This is a genomic window from Cryobacterium psychrophilum, from assembly GCF_004365915.1.
GTDB lineage: Bacteria > Actinomycetota > Actinomycetes > Actinomycetales > Microbacteriaceae > Cryobacterium > Cryobacterium psychrophilum.
On sequence record NZ_SODI01000002.1, the window covers coordinates 72272 to 89050 of the forward strand.

Below are 16779 nucleotides of genomic sequence, written 5' to 3' on the forward strand. Positions count from 1 at the left end.
TCAGCGCCGAAGTGACACCAGAGGCCGCTCCAGTCCCAGATTCCCGCGCAACGTACCCGCGGTGTAGGCGGTGCGGAAGAGTCCGCGTCTCTGCAGCACCGGGATGACCTCGTCTATGAAGTCATCGAGCGATTCCGGCAGGAGGGGTGGCATGAGATTGAATCCGTCTGCGGCGCCGGAGTGGAACCAGAGCTCAATCTGGTCCGCAATCTGCTCCGGGGTGCCGAGCATGGTGCAATGGCCGCCCCCGGCGGCGAGTCGGCCGAGCAATTGCCGCACCGTGGGTTGCTCCGCCTCAATGATGCGCAGAATCGTGGCGTACCGGCCCTGCGGGCCGCTGAAGTCGCCAAGCGGTGCCAACGGCGGCACCGGGGCATCCAGTTCCCAGCCGCTGCAGTCCTCCTGCACGAACACACTCAACTGGGCCAACGACTGCTCCGCCGGGAGCAGCGCGTCGACCTCGGCCTGTTTGGCGCGGGCTTCGGCCTCCGTGGAGCCCACATAGGTGACCAGTCCCGGCATGATGGATACGGTCTCCGGGTTGCGCCCCGCCGCGGCGATCCGCCGCTTCACATCCGCGTAATAATCCTGGGCGCTCTGCAAATCATAGGCGACCGCGTAGATTCCTTCCGCGTACCGGGCGGCCAGATCCCGACCCTGCTCGGACGCGCCGGCTTGGAACAGCACCGGTCGGCCCTGCGGCGACCGCGGAACGGTCAACGGGCCGTCCACGCGGAAGTGTTCACCGGCATGATCGATCGGTTGCACTCGTGCCGGGTCAGCGAAGAGTCCGGCCCGATCCAGGATGAGGGCGTCATCGGCCCACGAGTCCCACAGGCGCAGCGCAACCGCGATGAACTCGGCCGCCCGGCTGTACCGGTCTTCGTGGGAGGGCATCGCCTCCAGCCCGTGGTTGCGGGCCTCGGCATCGAACATGGAGGTGACCACGTTCCAGCCGACCCGTCCATTACTGATGTGGTCGAGGGAGGCGAGCATACGCGCTGCGTGGAAGGGAGTATAGAAGGTGGCAGAAACAGTGCTGACCAGACCGATCCTGTTCGTGACCCGCGCCATCGCCGCCAACGCTGTTAACGGCTCGAAGAACCACCGGGGGCCGGCAGCGACATCGCCAACGGACTGCCCATCGGCGAAGAACACAGCGTCAAAAAGGCCGCGTTCCGCGTTTTGAGCAAGACTCTCGTAATAACCAATATCCCCGAGCTGCTCCAGTGATGACCCGGGGCGACGCCAAGCAGCGCTGTGGTGGCCGCAGCCCATGAGGAACGCGTTAAAATGGAGCTGGCGTGGGTTCGACATTACGAACCCTTTCAGTTCATCACCAGGCCGCCGTCGACCACCAGATTCTGGCCCGTGACGGACCGCGCCCAGGGGGAAGCGAAGAACAGAACGGCGTCGGCGAATTCCGCCGGGGTGGTGACCTTCCCAAGCGGGGTGGCCGCGGCGATGAAATCGAACACTTCCTCGGGGGTGGCAGCGCTCGCATCCGTTGTGCGCAAAAGCCCGCCAGAGACCATATTGACCGCGATATTGTGCTGGCCGAGATCTGCTGCCAGGGTACGAGTCAAGGCCAGCAGGGCCGCTTTGGCAGAAGTGTAGTCGTGGTACGGGACCACCGGGTTCTGGAACAGGTTGGTGCCAATATTGATAATTCGGCCGAACCCGAGTTCGCGCATGCCGGGCAGTGCCTGCTGAGTGGTGTTCAGGGCGCTGCGCACGCTCCCGGAGAACTGGGCGTCGAACTCCTCCCAGGTGATTCCTACGGCGTCGGAGCGGGCGTCACCGTTGAACGAGAAATCCGCCAGCGCGTTATTGACCACTGTGGTGACGGGGGAACCGAAATGTGCCGCAGCCTCCGCGAGCAGTTCCGCAACCTGAGCGGCGTCCGTGACGTCGGCCTGCACAGCAACCGCCTGCTTACTGCCATAATCTGCAGCGAGAGCCTGCGCGCTGGCCGCGCTGGTGCGATAATTAATGACCACTCTGGCGCCCTGCGCGGCGAAGGCCGCCACGATGCTGTGCCCCAGGCCCCGCCCGCCACCGGTGACCAAGACAATCTGTTCTGCTAATTTCATGGAGTTTCTTCACCTTAAAATAGGCAAAAGGATGTGGTTCAGCCCCAGTACGGTGCGCAAGCCTCCACTGACATCCCTTCGCTAGTTCGAACTAGATCAGGTTCAACGGGTGTCATCTCAGCCCAGCGTCATACAGCCTGGGCACCCCGTGTCACTCACAGCGTATACCGATCCCCGGCTTCTTCGACTCCGGACCAACGCTTAGCGCCACCACTGTTCCGCAACGGGCCAGACCCCGGAACGAACGAAAAAACCCCGGCATGTATCGCCTGAGGAAGACGAACATGAGAACCGGGGCTAATCGTTGGAGTGGGGGGACTCCGATGCCTAACGGTACACGCCCGTCGCCGACTGATGACTCCGGCGCGCCTGGTGAAGGAAAGTCAGCCCCGCAACTGACCATGCTTCGCGCCCTGTGTTGCTCCGTCGGGACTGTCTCTTAAACGGTGTTTCCGGCCTGACGCGCTGGACGTGGGTCTGGCGGGAAAGGTGCCGTGATGACGACACTTGATGCTGTGACGAAGAAGACGAAAAATGAGCCCACCCGTGAGGCGGTGGCGGCGAAGGAATGGGTGCGCCTGGCCAAGGAGCAGGGCCTGACCCTGGACGGTCCTGAAGGGCTGCTGGGCCAGTTCACGAAAACGTTCCTGGAGACGGCGCTGAACGAGGAAATGACTGAGCATCTCGGTCATGAGAAGAACCGTGCCCCGGACGAGCGTGACGAATCCAACGTGCGCAACGGGACCCGGCCCAAAACGGTGATCAGCCCCTCGACGGGGCCGGTGACCATCCAGGTGCCTCGTGACCGGGACGGCACGTTCACTCCGGTGATCGTGCCGAAACGACAACGCCGCTTGACCGGGGTCGATGAGATTGTGCTGTCGTTGTATGCCCGCGGCCTCACGACCGGGGAGATCAGCGCGCACTTCAACCAGATCTACGGTGCGCAGGTCTCCAAAGAGACGATCTCTCGCATCACGGACAAGGTGATCGAGGAGATGCAAACGTGGCAGTCCCGCCCCTTGAACGGCGTCTACGCGGCGATCTTCATCGACGCGATCGTGGTGAAGATTCGGGACGGGCAGGTCGCCAACCGGCCCATCTACGCGGCCATCGGCGTGACCCTGGACGGCGATAAAGACATTCTGGGATTGTGGGCCGGCACCGGCGGTGAAGGCGCCAAATTCTGGATGTCTGTCCTGACCGACATCAAGAACCGTGGTGTCACCGACACGTTCTTCCTGGTCTGTGACGGGTTAAAAGGGCTCCCGGACGTTGTCGGGAACGTGTGGCCGTTGACGACGGTGCAGACGTGCATCATTCACCTCATTCGGAACACGTTCAAGCTGTCCTCGAAGAAGGATTGGGATGCGATGAAACGAGCGGTGAAACCGATCTACACCGCTCCGACCGTCGACGCCGCGCGGGCAGCATTGGACGATCTGACCGAGATCTGGGGGAAGAAATACGGTGCGATCATCCGGTTATGGGAGTCGGCATGGGAAGAATTCACCCCTTTCCTGTCCTACGACCCCGAGATCCGCCAAGTGATCTGCTCCACGAATGCGATCGAGTCACTCAATGCCCGGTACCGGCGGGCGGTGCGTGCTCGAGGGCATTTCCCCACCGAGCAGGCCGCTCTAAAATGCTTGTATCTGGTCACGCGAAGTCTCGATCCCACCGGTGAGGGCCGAGCTCGTTGGACGATGCGTTGGAAGCCAGCTCTCAACGCCTTCGCCATCACCTTCCACGACCGCTGGCCGAACGCAGAATCCTACTAATGAAAAACGCCGGAAACACCGTTAACGAGACACACCCGCTCCGTCGCGGGTCTTGAACCGGTTAGCTCGGGCGGACCCATTGTTGTTGCGCTGGTTCCCAATGGCCGTCCTCGATGTCGGCGCTGAGGGCTGGCTGCAGCATCGTGTTGATCAGGGAGATGGCATCTTCCGGGTCGAGGAAGTCACTCAGCAAGGGGACGGTCTTGGCGACTTTGCGGTATCCGTCGGTCATGGCGCGTGGCACTGAGATTGTTGTGAATGGGGCCAGGTGTCGGTGGTGCGCTTCGGTGTGGACACTGATGCGGAGTTGGCGTGCGTCGATTCGCATCGTTGTAGTGATGATGGCCAGATCGACGAGGTCTTTGGATCGGGTCGAGGCCTGGCCACCGTAGATGGACAGGGTCGCGCACACCTTGTCGGCGATCTGGTCCTCGACCGCGATCGCCTGATATGCCACGGTCGGTCCCAGACGTGACATGCCGAGCCTGAATGCGGGAGTGATGATGTCCAGTGGTGCGGCGGGTGTGCGATTGTGGATGGTCAGGTCGACTCTGAGGGGGTTCCGGGTGCCTGCGCCTCGAACGGTGACGCTGAACGTGATGGCCGCTGCGTGGAGTTCAGGCTGTGTGGGGCCGCCGGTGTCGCGGTGACTGACATATCGGAACTCGAAATGATCGCCGAGGTCGATGCTGGCTGCCCAGGTCAGCTGCGCGATGGCGGCGTCGATACTCATCTCTGCCGTCTCGAGGTCCACGTCGGTCGTGCTTCGCGATAGGGGAAGCCGGGCGAGCATGCTCGTGCCTCCCTTCAGCGCAAAGGGGCAACCGTCCTGAGAGAACACCCGGCAGAGAAAGCGATCGAAAATAGCCAGTTCGACGAGGCTCTGGACCGAGGAACCGACGCCGCTCCGGTGCGCTGCGCGGGCCTGCTCCGTGATCGCGGACAGCACTGCACGCCCATCCGGGTAGGGCTCGTTAGCGATCATTGTTCTTTCCCTTCTCGCTGGCCGGTTCTCCGGCGGCGCGTGGGCGTCGATAGCTGCGCTGCAATGGTTTTCGCGAGCTGGTCCATCTGCTCGCGATGACGGTGCAGGACGGGCGCGAGCACGGTGTCCGCGATTTCGGAGACCAGATGACTCTGCTCCGTGAGCGCCGGTGTGAACATCCGCTCGATGTGCTCGCGCAGCTCGGCGCTCCCGAGCAGTTGGGGCTGGAGGCGGGCGACGATGGTTCTCAGCTGTTCCGCGACTTCCCGGCTGACGATTGCCTCCAGGGCGGCGCCAATAGCCGGCCGCTGCACGAGCGCACGGGCTGCGGCGACATCGTCGATTCCCGCGCTCCGGCGGAGTTGTTCCAGTAGTGCCGCGCCGTCGCCTCGAGGGTGGCCGTATCGTGCCGCGGACGGGGCCAGCAGAAGGCCGAGGCGTTCGAGATCGACCGCTCGTTCCCCCCGGGTCGCGTCGGCCAGTACGTCGCCGACCAGAGACAGGTCGCCGACCTCGTCGACGAGGTCAGCGACCGTGCGCTCGATGCTCGTCACCGGGAGCCCCCCGAGAACCACAACGTCGCTGGAATCCAGCTTGCGCCGGCTGTAGCTAATGTCAGTTCGTTGAGTTTGGCGTCGCTCACGGGTGATCAGACGGTACGGGACCGGCTTGATGTCGCCGCATTCATGCACGGCTGCCGCGGCGGCCCCGCCCACCACGACCTGCGGGGTGCTGACCCGCTCCCACGCCAGCATGTTTGGTTCGGTTGACATCCAGGCGGCGCGCAGATCGTCCAGAGAAGTGACCGGCACTCCCCCGAGCCGGTACACGCCGTGAGCGAGACGCTCAAGACGCCCGTCTCGTTCCCGATGCGAGAGATTGGCGCGAGTCACGCCCCGAGCCTTCGCCTGAGCCGTCGTGAATAGACCCCACTGACCAGCCGCCAGTTCCTCAAGGATCGGTTCAACAACAATGCTCATACTTGAAAAGTATAGTTTGCGTATGCTTTCCAAGCAATATGGGTGCGATAGAGTGCCCTGAGTGCGGATTCCTTGAGGGTTAGCTTCCAGGAGGACAGTCCTTTCGATCCGGCTGTGCCTCCGAACAGAAGACGGTCTGAAACTCCTTGTAGGCCGCGTTGTAAGCCTCAGGGCGGTAGTCAAAGTCAGTCTCTTGCCCCATGGTGTCGGGAAGCGTGTCTATGAGTAGTTCCCCGGCCGCCCACGAACGGTCGGTTCCGTAGACGAAAACGTCGTTGAGCGCACCTCTGAAGTCGTATCGAGCATTTCTAAGGCTAAACGAGAACACCACAGCCGATGGCCACAACCTCAGCACGAAGCGCACATTACCATCAAAATGCTTAACTGAACGGTATTGAGGCTAAAGCTGAATGGCCGTCAATCAGGCCTAGTCATGGAAAAAGGCCCTTGAGAAGCGGCCGGAAAGAATCGAGACTGGGATTGTGAAAACCCCGCGCACACCATCCAGGACGCCGGAGACGCCACCACTGTGGCACAGCCTTACCCCGGACGCCGTGTTTGCGACCCTCTCGTCCGACCCGATCGGGTTGAGCAGCGCCGAGGCCGAACGTCGGCTGGCGGACGTCGGAGCGAACGAGTTGGCCGTCACCCCGCCCACCCCCTGGTGGCGAGTATTGCTGCGCCAGTTCATCAGCCCGCTGATCACAATCCTGTTGGTTGCTGCCATCGTCAGCCTCCTCCAGTCGCATCGGGTAGACGCCATCGCCATCATGCTGATCCTGACCCTCAATGCCTCACTGGGTTTCATGCAGGAAAGCAAGGCAGAGCGAGACGTGAGAGCTCTGCAATCCTTCTCCGCGCCCTACTGTCGAGTCATGCGCGACGGCGCGGAACGGGTGATCCCGGGACGCGACCTCGTTCCCGGTGACGTCGTTCTACTCGAGAGCGGTGAACGCATTCCCGCCGATCTCCGCCTCGTCGCCGCCAACGCGCTGCAGGTGGACGAGTCCATGCTCACCGGCGAATCATTCGCGGCGACCAAGAACACCGATCGGCTTGCCGCGGACGTCATCGACGCGGACAAAACCAATGTTGCATTCAGCGGCACGTTCGTGGGCAGCGGTCGAGGACGAGGGGTCGTCATCGCCACAGGTGCCGACACCGCGCTGGGTGAAATCAACACACTCGTCCAGGTGCCGTCGTCACAGACGCCGCTGCAGCTCCTGATCCACAGTCTGGAGCGGCGCATCGGCGCGGCCGTGCTGGCCGCCGTCGTTTTCATCTTCGTTGCGGGCCTCGCTCTCGGCAACGACGCGGCGACAATGTTCCGCACGGCCGTCGCCCTGGCCGTCGCCACGATTCCCGAGTCGCTGCCCATCGTTCTGACGGTAGCCCTCAGTGTCGGTGTCTCCCGCATGGCGAAACGTAACGCGATCATCCGCATCCTCCCCGCCGTCGAGACCCTCGGATCAACCAATGTGATCGGCTCAGACAAGACTGGGACCTTGACCGAAAACCAACTGACTGTGGAGCGGGTCTGGACCACCTATGGTCAGCTCAACATCGTTTCTGAGGAGGACGATGGCGGAACGGCCGACCCGGCAGCTGTCCGCGCCGTACTTCGAGCAGGCGCCCTGACCAATGAGGCAACACTCTCTGCGGAGGACGGAAGCACCGAGTACTCGGGCGACGCCGTCGATGCCGCCATGGCCAGGGTCGCCGTCGACCGAGGGGCCGTCAGCGTACACGAACGCACCACCCCGGCGGTTGCACACCAACCCTATGAGCCCCAGCTGCGGTACTCCCAGACTATCCACCTCAACGGCGACGGTCGCCGGATCCTCTACGTCAAGGGCTCCCCGGAGGCCATCATGGACGCGTCCATAGCCATGGCGCAAGCGGAAGGCGCCGGGCCTCTCGACGAGTCTCTGATCCACGCCGCCAATGTGGAGATGGGGGCGGAAGGCCTGCGTGTCATTGCCACCGGCTCCCGGGTCCTTGGAGATGACGAGGAATTGGACCAGCCCTTGCCGCCGCCGTCCGGACTCACCTTCCTGGGGATGCAAGGCATGACCGACCCGCCGCGGGACGGCGTGGCCGAGGCCATCCGTCAATGCCAGCAGGCCGGAATCACGGTCAAGATGATCACCGGGGACCACCCGGTGACCGCGACGGCCATCGCCGAGCGGTTGGGCCTGGCATCCGGAAAACAGGCACTGACCGGGGCCGAAATGGCCGGCCTGGACGACCATATGCTGTCCGCACGCCTGGCGGAAACCAACGTGGCGGCCCGGGTGTCCCCCGAGGACAAGCTCCGGATCGTCAGGGTCCTGCAAAGCACCGGTCAGATCGTGGCCGTCACGGGTGACGGTGTCAACGATGCCCCGGCGCTGAAGGCAGCGGCGATCGGAGTGGCCATGGGCCGGTCGGGGACCGACGTCGCCCGCGAGGCCGCGGACCTGGTGCTGACCGACGACAACTTCGTCACCATCGTGCATGCCGTCGAAGAAGGCAGGGTCACCTTCGCCGCCATCCGAAAAACCACCTTCTTCCTGCTCTCCACCGGCGCTGCCGCCCTCGTGGCCGTCACCCTCAGCGTGTTCGCCGGAACTCCACTGTTGTTCCTTCCGGTGCAGATGCTGTGGATGAACGTGGTGACCAACGGCGTCCAGGACATCGCTCTGGCTTTCGAACCGGCGGAAGGAGACGAACTCACCCGCCCTCCCCGGCCTCGTTCCGAGGGACTCCTCTCCCGCACGCTCTGGTTTCGAGCGGGGATCACGGGAGCGTGGATGGCGCTGGCCGTGCTCCTGAGCTTTATCCTGGAGCTGCACGCGGGATACCCGGAGGTCCATGCCCGTACCCTCGCACTCACCATCTTCGTGATGCTCAGCTTCTTTCAGGTGTTCAGCTCCCGCGCGGAACACAAGTCCCTTTTCCAGCTCCGGTTGTTCGCTAATAAACCACTGCTCTACACGTCTTTGGGCGCTCTGGTCGCACACTGGGCCGTGATGACCTGGCCTGTCTCGGCGGATATCCTGGGGCTCACGCCATTGACGGTGTGGGACTGGCTGCTGTGCATCGGCGTCGGGTCAACCGTGTTGATCATCGTTGAGGCGGAGAAGGCCGTGCGCCGTTGGTCGCACCGCCACGAGGCCCGGGCGTAATCCTGCACCGCTGACCCTGGCAAGCACGGCCCCTCAGCCACTGGCCTGAGCCGCGTTTAAGGAAAAGGCCCGGAAGCCTGAGACATTCCGGGCCTTCTGTAGCGGGAGCGGGAATTGAACCCGCGACACCACGATAGCCCTCGACAAATGGGTCGCCTGGGCGAGGCGCTGCCGGATCCCCGCGTTCGTGAAACTCCAACGCAGCATCGTCAAACACCGCGCCGCGATCCTCGCCTCCATCGAACACGGACTCTCCAACGGACGCATCGAATCCATGAACACCAAGATCAGACTCATCACCCGCATCGCGTTTGGTTTTAAATCACCCGACGCCCGCATCGCCCTCGCCATGCTCAGCCTCGGCGGGCACCGGCCGGGGCTCCCAGGCAGGAATTAACCCAAGGTTATGTCAGGAGAGCCATTTCTAAAGTCATTAATCAGTATGAAATTTGCTTCAATGTCGGCCGCGCTATGGCCCGCCTCTTGGTACTTGGTGAGGGCTCCGGACGCATTTGCGAAAGCATTGCTGTTGATCAAGAACGTCTTGTAGACCGCTTCACGCTGATTCAGCAGCTGATCGTTCCGTGCGTTGTCTGCTTGAAGGCCGGCTGATACGTACGCGCCTCCGACCGCGCCCCCTGCTCCTATTGCCGCACCCAGAAGAGCAGCGATGAGTGTGGCGAGTAGCCCTTGAAGGTAGCACTAGTCCGACGACACGGTAGCAAGATTCCGGGAACACGGTAGCGCTGATGCTGCCAATCTGCTCTGCTGTGGAAGGACAACGCGCAAGGCGTTGTCCTTCCATTGTTAAGGGCGGGTCATGGCGGATTATCGGAAAATATTGGGGTTGCTGCTCGAGGGGCGCAGCTACCGCGACGTCGTCGAGATCGTGGGGTGCTCGCATCGCGACGTGGCTCGGGTGCGGCAGGAGGTCGAGGCTCGGGGCCTGACCGCGACCGTTACGGTGAGTGATACCGAGTTGGCGGAATGGTTCCCCGACGGGCGTCGGAAAGTCTCAGACGAGTACGACCAACCCGACCTGGCACGGGTGCTGGCGGCGATGAAAGCAAACCGGCACTTCACGTTGCTGCTGGCCTGGCGCCGCTACGTCGACACCACAGATGCGGGCAAGAAGTACGGGTACTCGCAGTTCTGCGCCCTGTTCACCGGTTATCTTCGCACCCACGATCTCGTCGCGGTGCTCCGCCACGAGCCGGGACGGGCGATGTTGGTGGACTGGGCCGGCGACACGATGGACATCGTCGACACCATCACCGGTGAAGTGGTCCGGGCCATCTTGTTCGTTGCGGTGCTTCCGTTTTCGGGGCTGATGTTTTGCCGCGCCTACGCGGATATGAAATCCCCCGCCTGGCTCGACGCCCACGTTCACGCATTCGCGTTCTTTGGAGGCGTCACGCAGATCATCGTGCCGGACAACCCGACGACGTCGACCCACCGAACCCACCAAGGCGATGCGGAGCGGGTCGTGAACGCCCGATATCAGCAACTCGCTGACCACTATCAGACAGCAATTGTCCCGGCCAGACCGAAAAAGCCGCGCGACAAGGCATCAGCCGAGAATGCGGTGAACGTCGTCAACAAACGCGTCATCGGCTATCTCGAAGACGATGTCTTCACGACCCTGAGCGAATTGAACACCGCAATCGAGGAACGGGTGCGAGAGATCAACCACGACATTCGCCGCGCCGACGACACCACCCGGTGGGAACGCTTCGACACCGAAGAGCGCGAGCTTTTGGGCTCGCTGCCTGATATCGGGTTCGAGGACGTCGAGTGGAAAGAGTTGAAAGCTGCCCGGAACTACCACGTCACCGCGGACACGCAACGCTATTCCGTGCCCTTTGCCCTAGCGGGCAAGCTGCTGCGGGTCCGGGTGACATCGTCTCGGGTGACGATCTTCGACGGCAACGACAGCATCTGCGAACACCCAAGGCTGACAGGTCGGAAGGGCCAGTACTCGACTCTTCCCGAGCATGTTCCGCCGCAGCACCGCGATATCGACGGGTTGTGGTCTAGGCGCTGGTTCATTGACCGGGCGCGCAGCGCCGGGCCGGCGACCGTCACGGTGATCGAGCAGATCCTCGACAGCCAAGCAATCGAAGCGCAAGGATACCTGTCCTGCCAGAACATCCTCGACGGCCTCGGCAAGAACAACCGAGAACGCTTGGAGGCCGCCTGCCAAGACCTCGTCAACCGCAAAGCCCATCCGACGTATTCCACTCTGAAACGGTTGATGGCGGCCATTGATAGTGACGTGAAAAAGCCCCGACCGGTGACCCCGGCGGCCTCGACACGCAAACGCAGCAGCACTGTCGTGTTCCGCGACACCGTCACGGACGTCTATGTCCGTGACGCCTCCCACTACGCCCGAAACGAGGACGGAAAGTGACGTTCACCAGCGTTGACTATGACAAGTTCCGCGCACTGCGCGTAACCCACGTCGCGACCCGGCTGGAGGAACTCATCCAAGACGAAGCCAACGACACCCTCACGCCAGAGCAGCTGTTCCTCACTGCGGTCGATGACGCGTTGGAATCCCGACGCGTCAGCCGGGTCGACAAACTCATCCGCCAGGCAGCCCTCCCCATCCCTGGCGCCACCGTCGCTGAGGTCGACTACCGCGAGGGACGCGGCATCACCGCCGTCAGAATGCGGCGCTATGCCGCCCATGACTGGCGCTTGGATGCGACCAACCTGCTCATCATCTCGCCTACCGGTGGCGGGAAAACCTACCTCGCCTGCGCGCTGGCCATCGGCGCTTGCCACAGTGAGCACTCCGTTCTCTACTCCCGGATGGACGACCTCGCCCGGAGACTCGTCATCGCTCGCGGCGACGGCATCGCGCATCAGAAACTGTTGAACGAGCTCTCCAACATCGATTTGCTGATCATTGATGATTTCCTGACCGTCGGTGTTGACAGCGACGCAGCCAGCGACTTGTTCGCGATCCTCGCGAACCGGGAGCACCGACTGCCGACGATGATCGCCTCGCAGACCGGACCCGCGCATTGGGTCGCCGAGCTGCCCGACCGCGTCGCGGCGGACTCAATCGTGAACCGCCTCGCCAACAACGCCCGCATCATCAACCTCGGCCAGATCGACATGCGTCAGCACCGAAACGACCAAGCCCGCGCCGAGAAGAGCTACTGGGAGTAACACCGGAGCGGCTCGGGCGCCAAGCTCGGGCCGCTACCCCCTCGTCAGAACAGCGCTACCACGTGCTCGGACGTGCGCTACCGCCAGGGGCTACTCGTCAGAGTGGAAGTACCACGGCGAATGTCCTCATTCTCGTGATATTTTCGCGCGCCCGATCTTTGATCATTACCGGACCTTATCAGGGGGTGAGATCGAGGTATGCGCCCGGATACGCGACGATCTCGAAGGTCACGGGCGACCGTCAGACGCAGCATTCGAAGCGAGCGGAAGCACCCGGTATCTCGCGTTGGAGTTCCCTCGTGGACGGCCGATACAGATTCGGTCTCGACCCGAATCTGCGGCATTAGATGTTCCCTCTAGCTTTCTTGGGGGCCAGAACTTAGACGTTTGTCTTTAGTTTTTCAGACGACCAGTTCTCCGAGCGGCCTGAGTTTTGTCAGTTAGGCCGCGGTTCCGAGGCGTGCGTCGATGATGTATCCGTTGACGATTCGGTCGATGGATTTCAAGGCCTGGCGTAATTCGATCGGGGCGGGCGGGGTATCCGCAGCGAGCAGGGGTCGTAAGAGACGGCGATGAACTTTGGTGTAAAACAGGGCGACGCGCAGACCGTCTGGCGTGAGGTTGTAGCTGTTGCTGTGTTCTCGGCGTTGGATGAGACCGTTGGTCCGCAGACGGTGGAGGTCGTAGCTCATCTGGTGCGTTGTGTAGTCGGTGTCCAGGAGTTGGATTACTCGGGCACGGAGGCTCCGATGGGTGAATCCGAGGACGGTGAGGCTGACACAAAGTGCGCCGAACAGGGCCATGACCCGAGGGTCGCCGAATCTCATGGCTGGAGTCCTTCTCCCGTCCGCAGTAAGCGAAGAGGACGCGACCCGCTCAAAGGCTGGGCTCGCAAGGACACAACCCTGCCCGACACGTTCAGTATCAAGCAATCGACTGTTGATGTCACGCGCTTTCGGTTGTAATTCCTCCAGATGCTCCAAACGCCGAAGGCAGTTCAGATCCTTGGGAGAATTGATGACGGTCTCGATACGGAGCGCTCGACCGTCCTTGAGGTATTGCTTGATACGAGAATGCTTGAAGAACACGTTCATGCTGACTTGCGTGTCGGTCGTGACCACTTTCGTGCTGCACGGAGCGTGATTAACGATGGGACGTCCGTGTCCGGAGCAGGGAGGGTAACCCTTGAATAGTAATTCCACGGTCTCCGGCCGGCCCAGATCAAGATTGTCGGTGACCAGGGATTCGAAGAAACCTCGGGCGTGGCGAGGCGCGTCGAAGACGATCGTGCGGGACGTCTCAATCTGCCGCATCGATAACTCCCACCAGTAACCAAATTCTCGGTCGTACTCCGTCAACGGCACGGGAAGAATATTCATCCACCGGTCGAAGAATTCTTGGATGACCGTGGAGGTGAGTCGGTCGCAGATAGCTTGCAACGCAGGCGCATCATCACAGGACGCGAACCCGTTCGACAGCGCGGTGAAGCTGATACCAGCCTGCATCGCCTGACGCTTGGCCCACTCGTGACCATTGACCCACACTTTGATCGGATACGGGAAGTAGGAGCAGATCTTGATGAAGGACCCACCAAAATCTCTATCCCACAGGTAAAAGTAGTAACACGTCACCCTCCGATCAGCCTTCGTGAATGAGTACCACGGGAAGCCGTGCGAGCCGCCCTTGTCATAGGCGGCGAACACGTTCTGGTACTCCTGCGCCACCCCAATAGCGACAACACCCGAGGTGCCCGTTCTCTCCTGCGCGGTCAGGTAGCGGCGCATAACGTCAATCTTTCGATCGTCTCTCTTGAACTGCACCACAGGAATATTGTTCTGCTCCGCATATTCTCGGACGGACTGACGAAACGAGGTTCCGATCTTCTCTAAGATCGCCGGCGACGGAATATTCTTCCCTAAGTGATCTTTCATGAACCGGATCACTTGCCCGCCGACCTGGAGAATTGGAACGTAACCGTTCAAATAGATGCGATCAAGACACTCAATATCCAGTGCCACATGCCCCTCGAGGACCTCGTTGATATTGACCATCGAACCCACCGCCTCACGATAAGAACGCGCTAGACAAGTAACTCTCCTCCACGTCAGAACCGCACGCCACCCCAGATACGGCACCACCTCGCTCGGCGGTCAGAGGAGCAACCTCATTGGGAGCGTGGGCCAGTGGGACTGTCTCTTAAACGGTGTTTCCGGCCTGACGCGCTGGACGTGGGTCTGGCGGGAAAGGTGCCGTGATGACGACACTTGATGCTGTGACGAAGAAGACGAAAAATGAGCCCACCCGTGAGGCGGTGGCGGCGAAGGAATGGGTGCGCCTGGCCAAGGAGCAGGGCCTGACCCTGGACGGTCCTGAAGGGCTGCTGGGCCAGTTCACGAAAACGTTCCTGGAGACGGCGCTGAACGAGGAAATGACTGAGCATCTCGGTCATGAGAAGAACCGTGCCCCGGACGAGCGTGACGAATCCAACGTGCGCAACGGGACCCGGCCCAAAACGGTGATCAGCCCCTCGACGGGGCCGGTGACCATCCAGGTGCCTCGTGACCGGGACGGCACGTTCACTCCGGTGATCGTGCCGAAACGACAACGCCGCTTGACCGGGGTCGATGAGATTGTGCTGTCGTTGTATGCCCGCGGCCTCACGACCGGGGAGATCAGCGCGCACTTCAACCAGATCTACGGTGCGCAGGTCTCCAAAGAGACGATCTCTCGCATCACGGACAAGGTGATCGAGGAGATGCAAACGTGGCAGTCCCGCCCCTTGAACGGCGTCTACGCGGCGATCTTCATCGACGCGATCGTGGTGAAGATTCGGGACGGGCAGGTCGCCAACCGGCCCATCTACGCGGCCATCGGCGTGACCCTGGACGGCGATAAAGACATTCTGGGATTGTGGGCCGGCACCGGCGGTGAAGGCGCCAAATTCTGGATGTCTGTCCTGACCGACATCAAGAACCGTGGTGTCACCGACACGTTCTTCCTGGTCTGTGACGGGTTAAAAGGGCTCCCGGACGTTGTCGGGAACGTGTGGCCGTTGACGACGGTGCAGACGTGCATCATTCACCTCATTCGGAACACGTTCAAGCTGTCCTCGAAGAAGGATTGGGATGCGATGAAACGAGCGGTGAAACCGATCTACACCGCTCCGACCGTCGACGCCGCGCGGGCAGCATTGGACGATCTGACCGAGATCTGGGGGAAGAAATACGGTGCGATCATCCGGTTATGGGAGTCGGCATGGGAAGAATTCACCCCTTTCCTGTCCTACGACCCCGAGATCCGCCAAGTGATCTGCTCCACGAATGCGATCGAGTCACTCAATGCCCGGTACCGGCGGGCGGTGCGTGCTCGAGGGCATTTCCCCACCGAGCAGGCCGCTCTAAAATGCTTGTATCTGGTCACGCGAAGTCTCGATCCCACCGGTGAGGGCCGAGCTCGTTGGACGATGCGTTGGAAGCCAGCTCTCAACGCCTTCGCCATCACCTTCCACGACCGCTGGCCGAACGCAGAATCCTACTAATGAAAAACGCCGGAAACACCGTTAACGAGACACACCCGGGCCAGTAGCCGCATAATCGGCGTTGGGGCCCAGTTCGTGATGGCTGTGCCGGCAGCGCGGCGGCCTGAACGTCATCGTGTGAGTTGATGGGGTCCAGGGATCGCGGGCTTGCGGCCGACTGAAAAGAGGGCCAGGGGCGCCGGACGCCGTCGGGCGAGGCTGCCCGCCGGGGCGGGGTCGGTGCTTTAGGTTCCCAGCCGGGGCGTCAGCGGGGTGTTTGCGGCCAGGAGGGCTCGGGTTTGCATGCTGTGTAGCTTCATCAGGTTGTGGCAGGCGGCGAGGAGGTCCCACTCGTGGGCGGCTTGGTCCAGGCCGCGTAGCAGAACGAATTTGCCTTGCCGGGTGTGAATCTGACCGAACACGGGCTCCACGATCGCTTTGCGCCGCGCATAAACCGTGCGCCCTCTCTTCGTTTTGAGTTTGCGGGCCATGCGTTCTCGCAGCGTCGCATTCCCGGGGATCCGACCCCGCGGAACCTCGGGAACACGTTCACCGTGCTTCACCCGTCCGGTCGCGATGAAAAACTCCGTCGCGCCACCAGTGTCCGTGTGCAGGGCCTTCGCGTAGTCCAGGTTCGTTGCTGAACAATACCCCGCATCAGCCAGGACCTGCCGGGGCAGAACCCCGACCGTGTCGTGGAGTTTCTTCATCAGCGGCACGACCTGTTCAACATCCACGGCGATGTTCGTCAACGTTGTGGCGACGATGACTTGGTGATCCTGATCAACGATGGCCTGCGCGTTATAGGCGTAGTGAAACGATCCGTCGGCGGTCTTCATGATGCGGGCGTCCGGATCGGTGAAGTTGCGTTGCGCCTTCGGAGCGACGACCGCGTTCGTCGCCGCATCCTCACCTTTCTTCGCGACCACCTCGTCGTCATCGCCCTTCTCTCGGGTCTTCTTTTCCGCGTCTTTCTTGGCCCGTGCGGCCGCGTCAGCTTCTAACGCGGCCCGCGCTTCGGCGAGTTTGACCAGGCGGGATTCCCGCCGGGCCAGTTCCGGGGGCAACTCGTCGTCGCG

11 protein-coding genes, 1 pseudogene and 1 riboswitch are annotated in these 16779 nt (G+C 62.0%); of the genes and pseudogenes, 6 read left to right on the forward strand and 6 right to left on the reverse strand.

All coding sequences use genetic code 11. The features are described 5' to 3' along the window. Both EDD25_RS17165 and EDD25_RS17170 read right to left on the reverse strand, forming a co-directional pair. Window positions 1-1317 carry an LLM class flavin-dependent oxidoreductase gene (locus EDD25_RS17165; protein ID WP_134175778.1) on the reverse strand — a complete coding sequence of 439 codons (1317 nt, stop codon included), beginning with the start codon at window positions 1315-1317 and terminating at the stop codon, window positions 1-3. A gap of 11 nt (window positions 1318-1328) precedes the next feature. Next, entirely contained in the window at window positions 1329-2093 is a 765-nt protein-coding gene (locus EDD25_RS17170) for a 3-oxoacyl-ACP reductase (RefSeq protein WP_134175780.1), read from the reverse strand. 56 nt (window positions 2094-2149) lie between these two features. Next, window positions 2150-2252, reverse strand: a riboswitch (TPP riboswitch). A gap of 335 nt (window positions 2253-2587) precedes the next feature. Between EDD25_RS17170 and EDD25_RS17175 the strand changes: the two genes are divergently transcribed. Beyond that, a complete protein-coding gene (locus tag EDD25_RS17175) occupies window positions 2588-3874 on the forward strand; it encodes an IS256 family transposase (protein ID WP_134175782.1) in 1287 nt (428 codons plus the stop codon). 61 nt (window positions 3875-3935) lie between these two features. On the opposite strand, the gene EDD25_RS17180 is transcribed toward EDD25_RS17175, so the two are convergent. Together EDD25_RS17180 and EDD25_RS17185 are read right to left on the reverse strand one after the other, a co-directional pair. Next, window positions 3936-4859, reverse strand: a complete 924-nt coding sequence (locus EDD25_RS17180; RefSeq protein ID WP_134175784.1) for a nucleotidyl transferase AbiEii/AbiGii toxin family protein — start codon at window positions 4857-4859, stop codon at window positions 3936-3938. Continuing rightward, window positions 4856-5839, reverse strand: a complete 984-nt coding sequence (locus EDD25_RS17185; protein WP_134175786.1) for a type IV toxin-antitoxin system AbiEi family antitoxin domain-containing protein — start codon at window positions 5837-5839, stop codon at window positions 4856-4858. The genes EDD25_RS17180 and EDD25_RS17185 overlap by 4 nt, the downstream gene beginning before the upstream one ends. A 482-nt stretch (window positions 5840-6321) precedes the next feature. On the opposite strand from EDD25_RS17185, the gene EDD25_RS17190 reads away from it, so the two are divergent. The 4 genes and pseudogenes from EDD25_RS17190 (at window position 6322) to EDD25_RS17205 (ending at window position 12183) form a co-directional block, all read left to right on the forward strand. Then, window positions 6322-9006, forward strand: coding sequence for a cation-translocating P-type ATPase (locus EDD25_RS17190; RefSeq protein ID WP_134175788.1), 2685 nt, complete (start codon window positions 6322-6324; stop codon window positions 9004-9006). A 136-nt stretch (window positions 9007-9142) separates the two neighbouring features. Further along, a pseudogene (locus EDD25_RS17195) lies at window positions 9143-9403 on the forward strand (transposase); the annotation flags it as partial. Between the two features lie 423 nt (window positions 9404-9826). After that, window positions 9827-11416 (forward strand): IS21 family transposase, encoded by a 1590-nt coding sequence (gene istA / locus EDD25_RS17200; RefSeq protein ID WP_134172690.1) that lies wholly within the window; start codon window positions 9827-9829, stop codon window positions 11414-11416. Then, window positions 11413-12183 (forward strand): ATP-binding protein, encoded by a 771-nt coding sequence (locus EDD25_RS17205; protein ID WP_134172691.1) that lies wholly within the window; start codon window positions 11413-11415, stop codon window positions 12181-12183. The genes istA and EDD25_RS17205 overlap by 4 nt, the downstream gene beginning before the upstream one ends. Before the next feature lie 440 nt (window positions 12184-12623). Here EDD25_RS17205 and EDD25_RS17210 read toward each other — a convergent pair whose 3' ends face one another. Then, complete coding sequence (locus EDD25_RS17210; RefSeq protein WP_241986259.1) at window positions 12624-14234, reverse strand: hypothetical protein; 1611 nt, start codon at window positions 14232-14234, stop codon at window positions 12624-12626. Window positions 14235-14434: 200 nt separating this feature from the next. Here EDD25_RS17210 and EDD25_RS17215 point away from each other — a divergent pair, with 200 nt between their 5' ends. Beyond that, window positions 14435-15721: an IS256 family transposase gene (locus tag EDD25_RS17215; protein ID WP_134175782.1), complete on the forward strand. Its 1287-nt coding sequence runs from the start codon at window positions 14435-14437 to the stop codon at window positions 15719-15721. Window positions 15722-15945: 224 nt separating this feature from the next. Here EDD25_RS17215 and EDD25_RS17220 read toward each other — a convergent pair whose 3' ends face one another. Then, the gene (locus EDD25_RS17220; protein WP_134175792.1) at window positions 15946-16767 is read right to left on the reverse strand and encodes a transposase; all 822 of its coding nucleotides are present in this window, start codon (window positions 16765-16767) and stop codon (window positions 15946-15948) included. Between the last annotated feature and the right edge of the window lie 12 nt (window positions 16768-16779).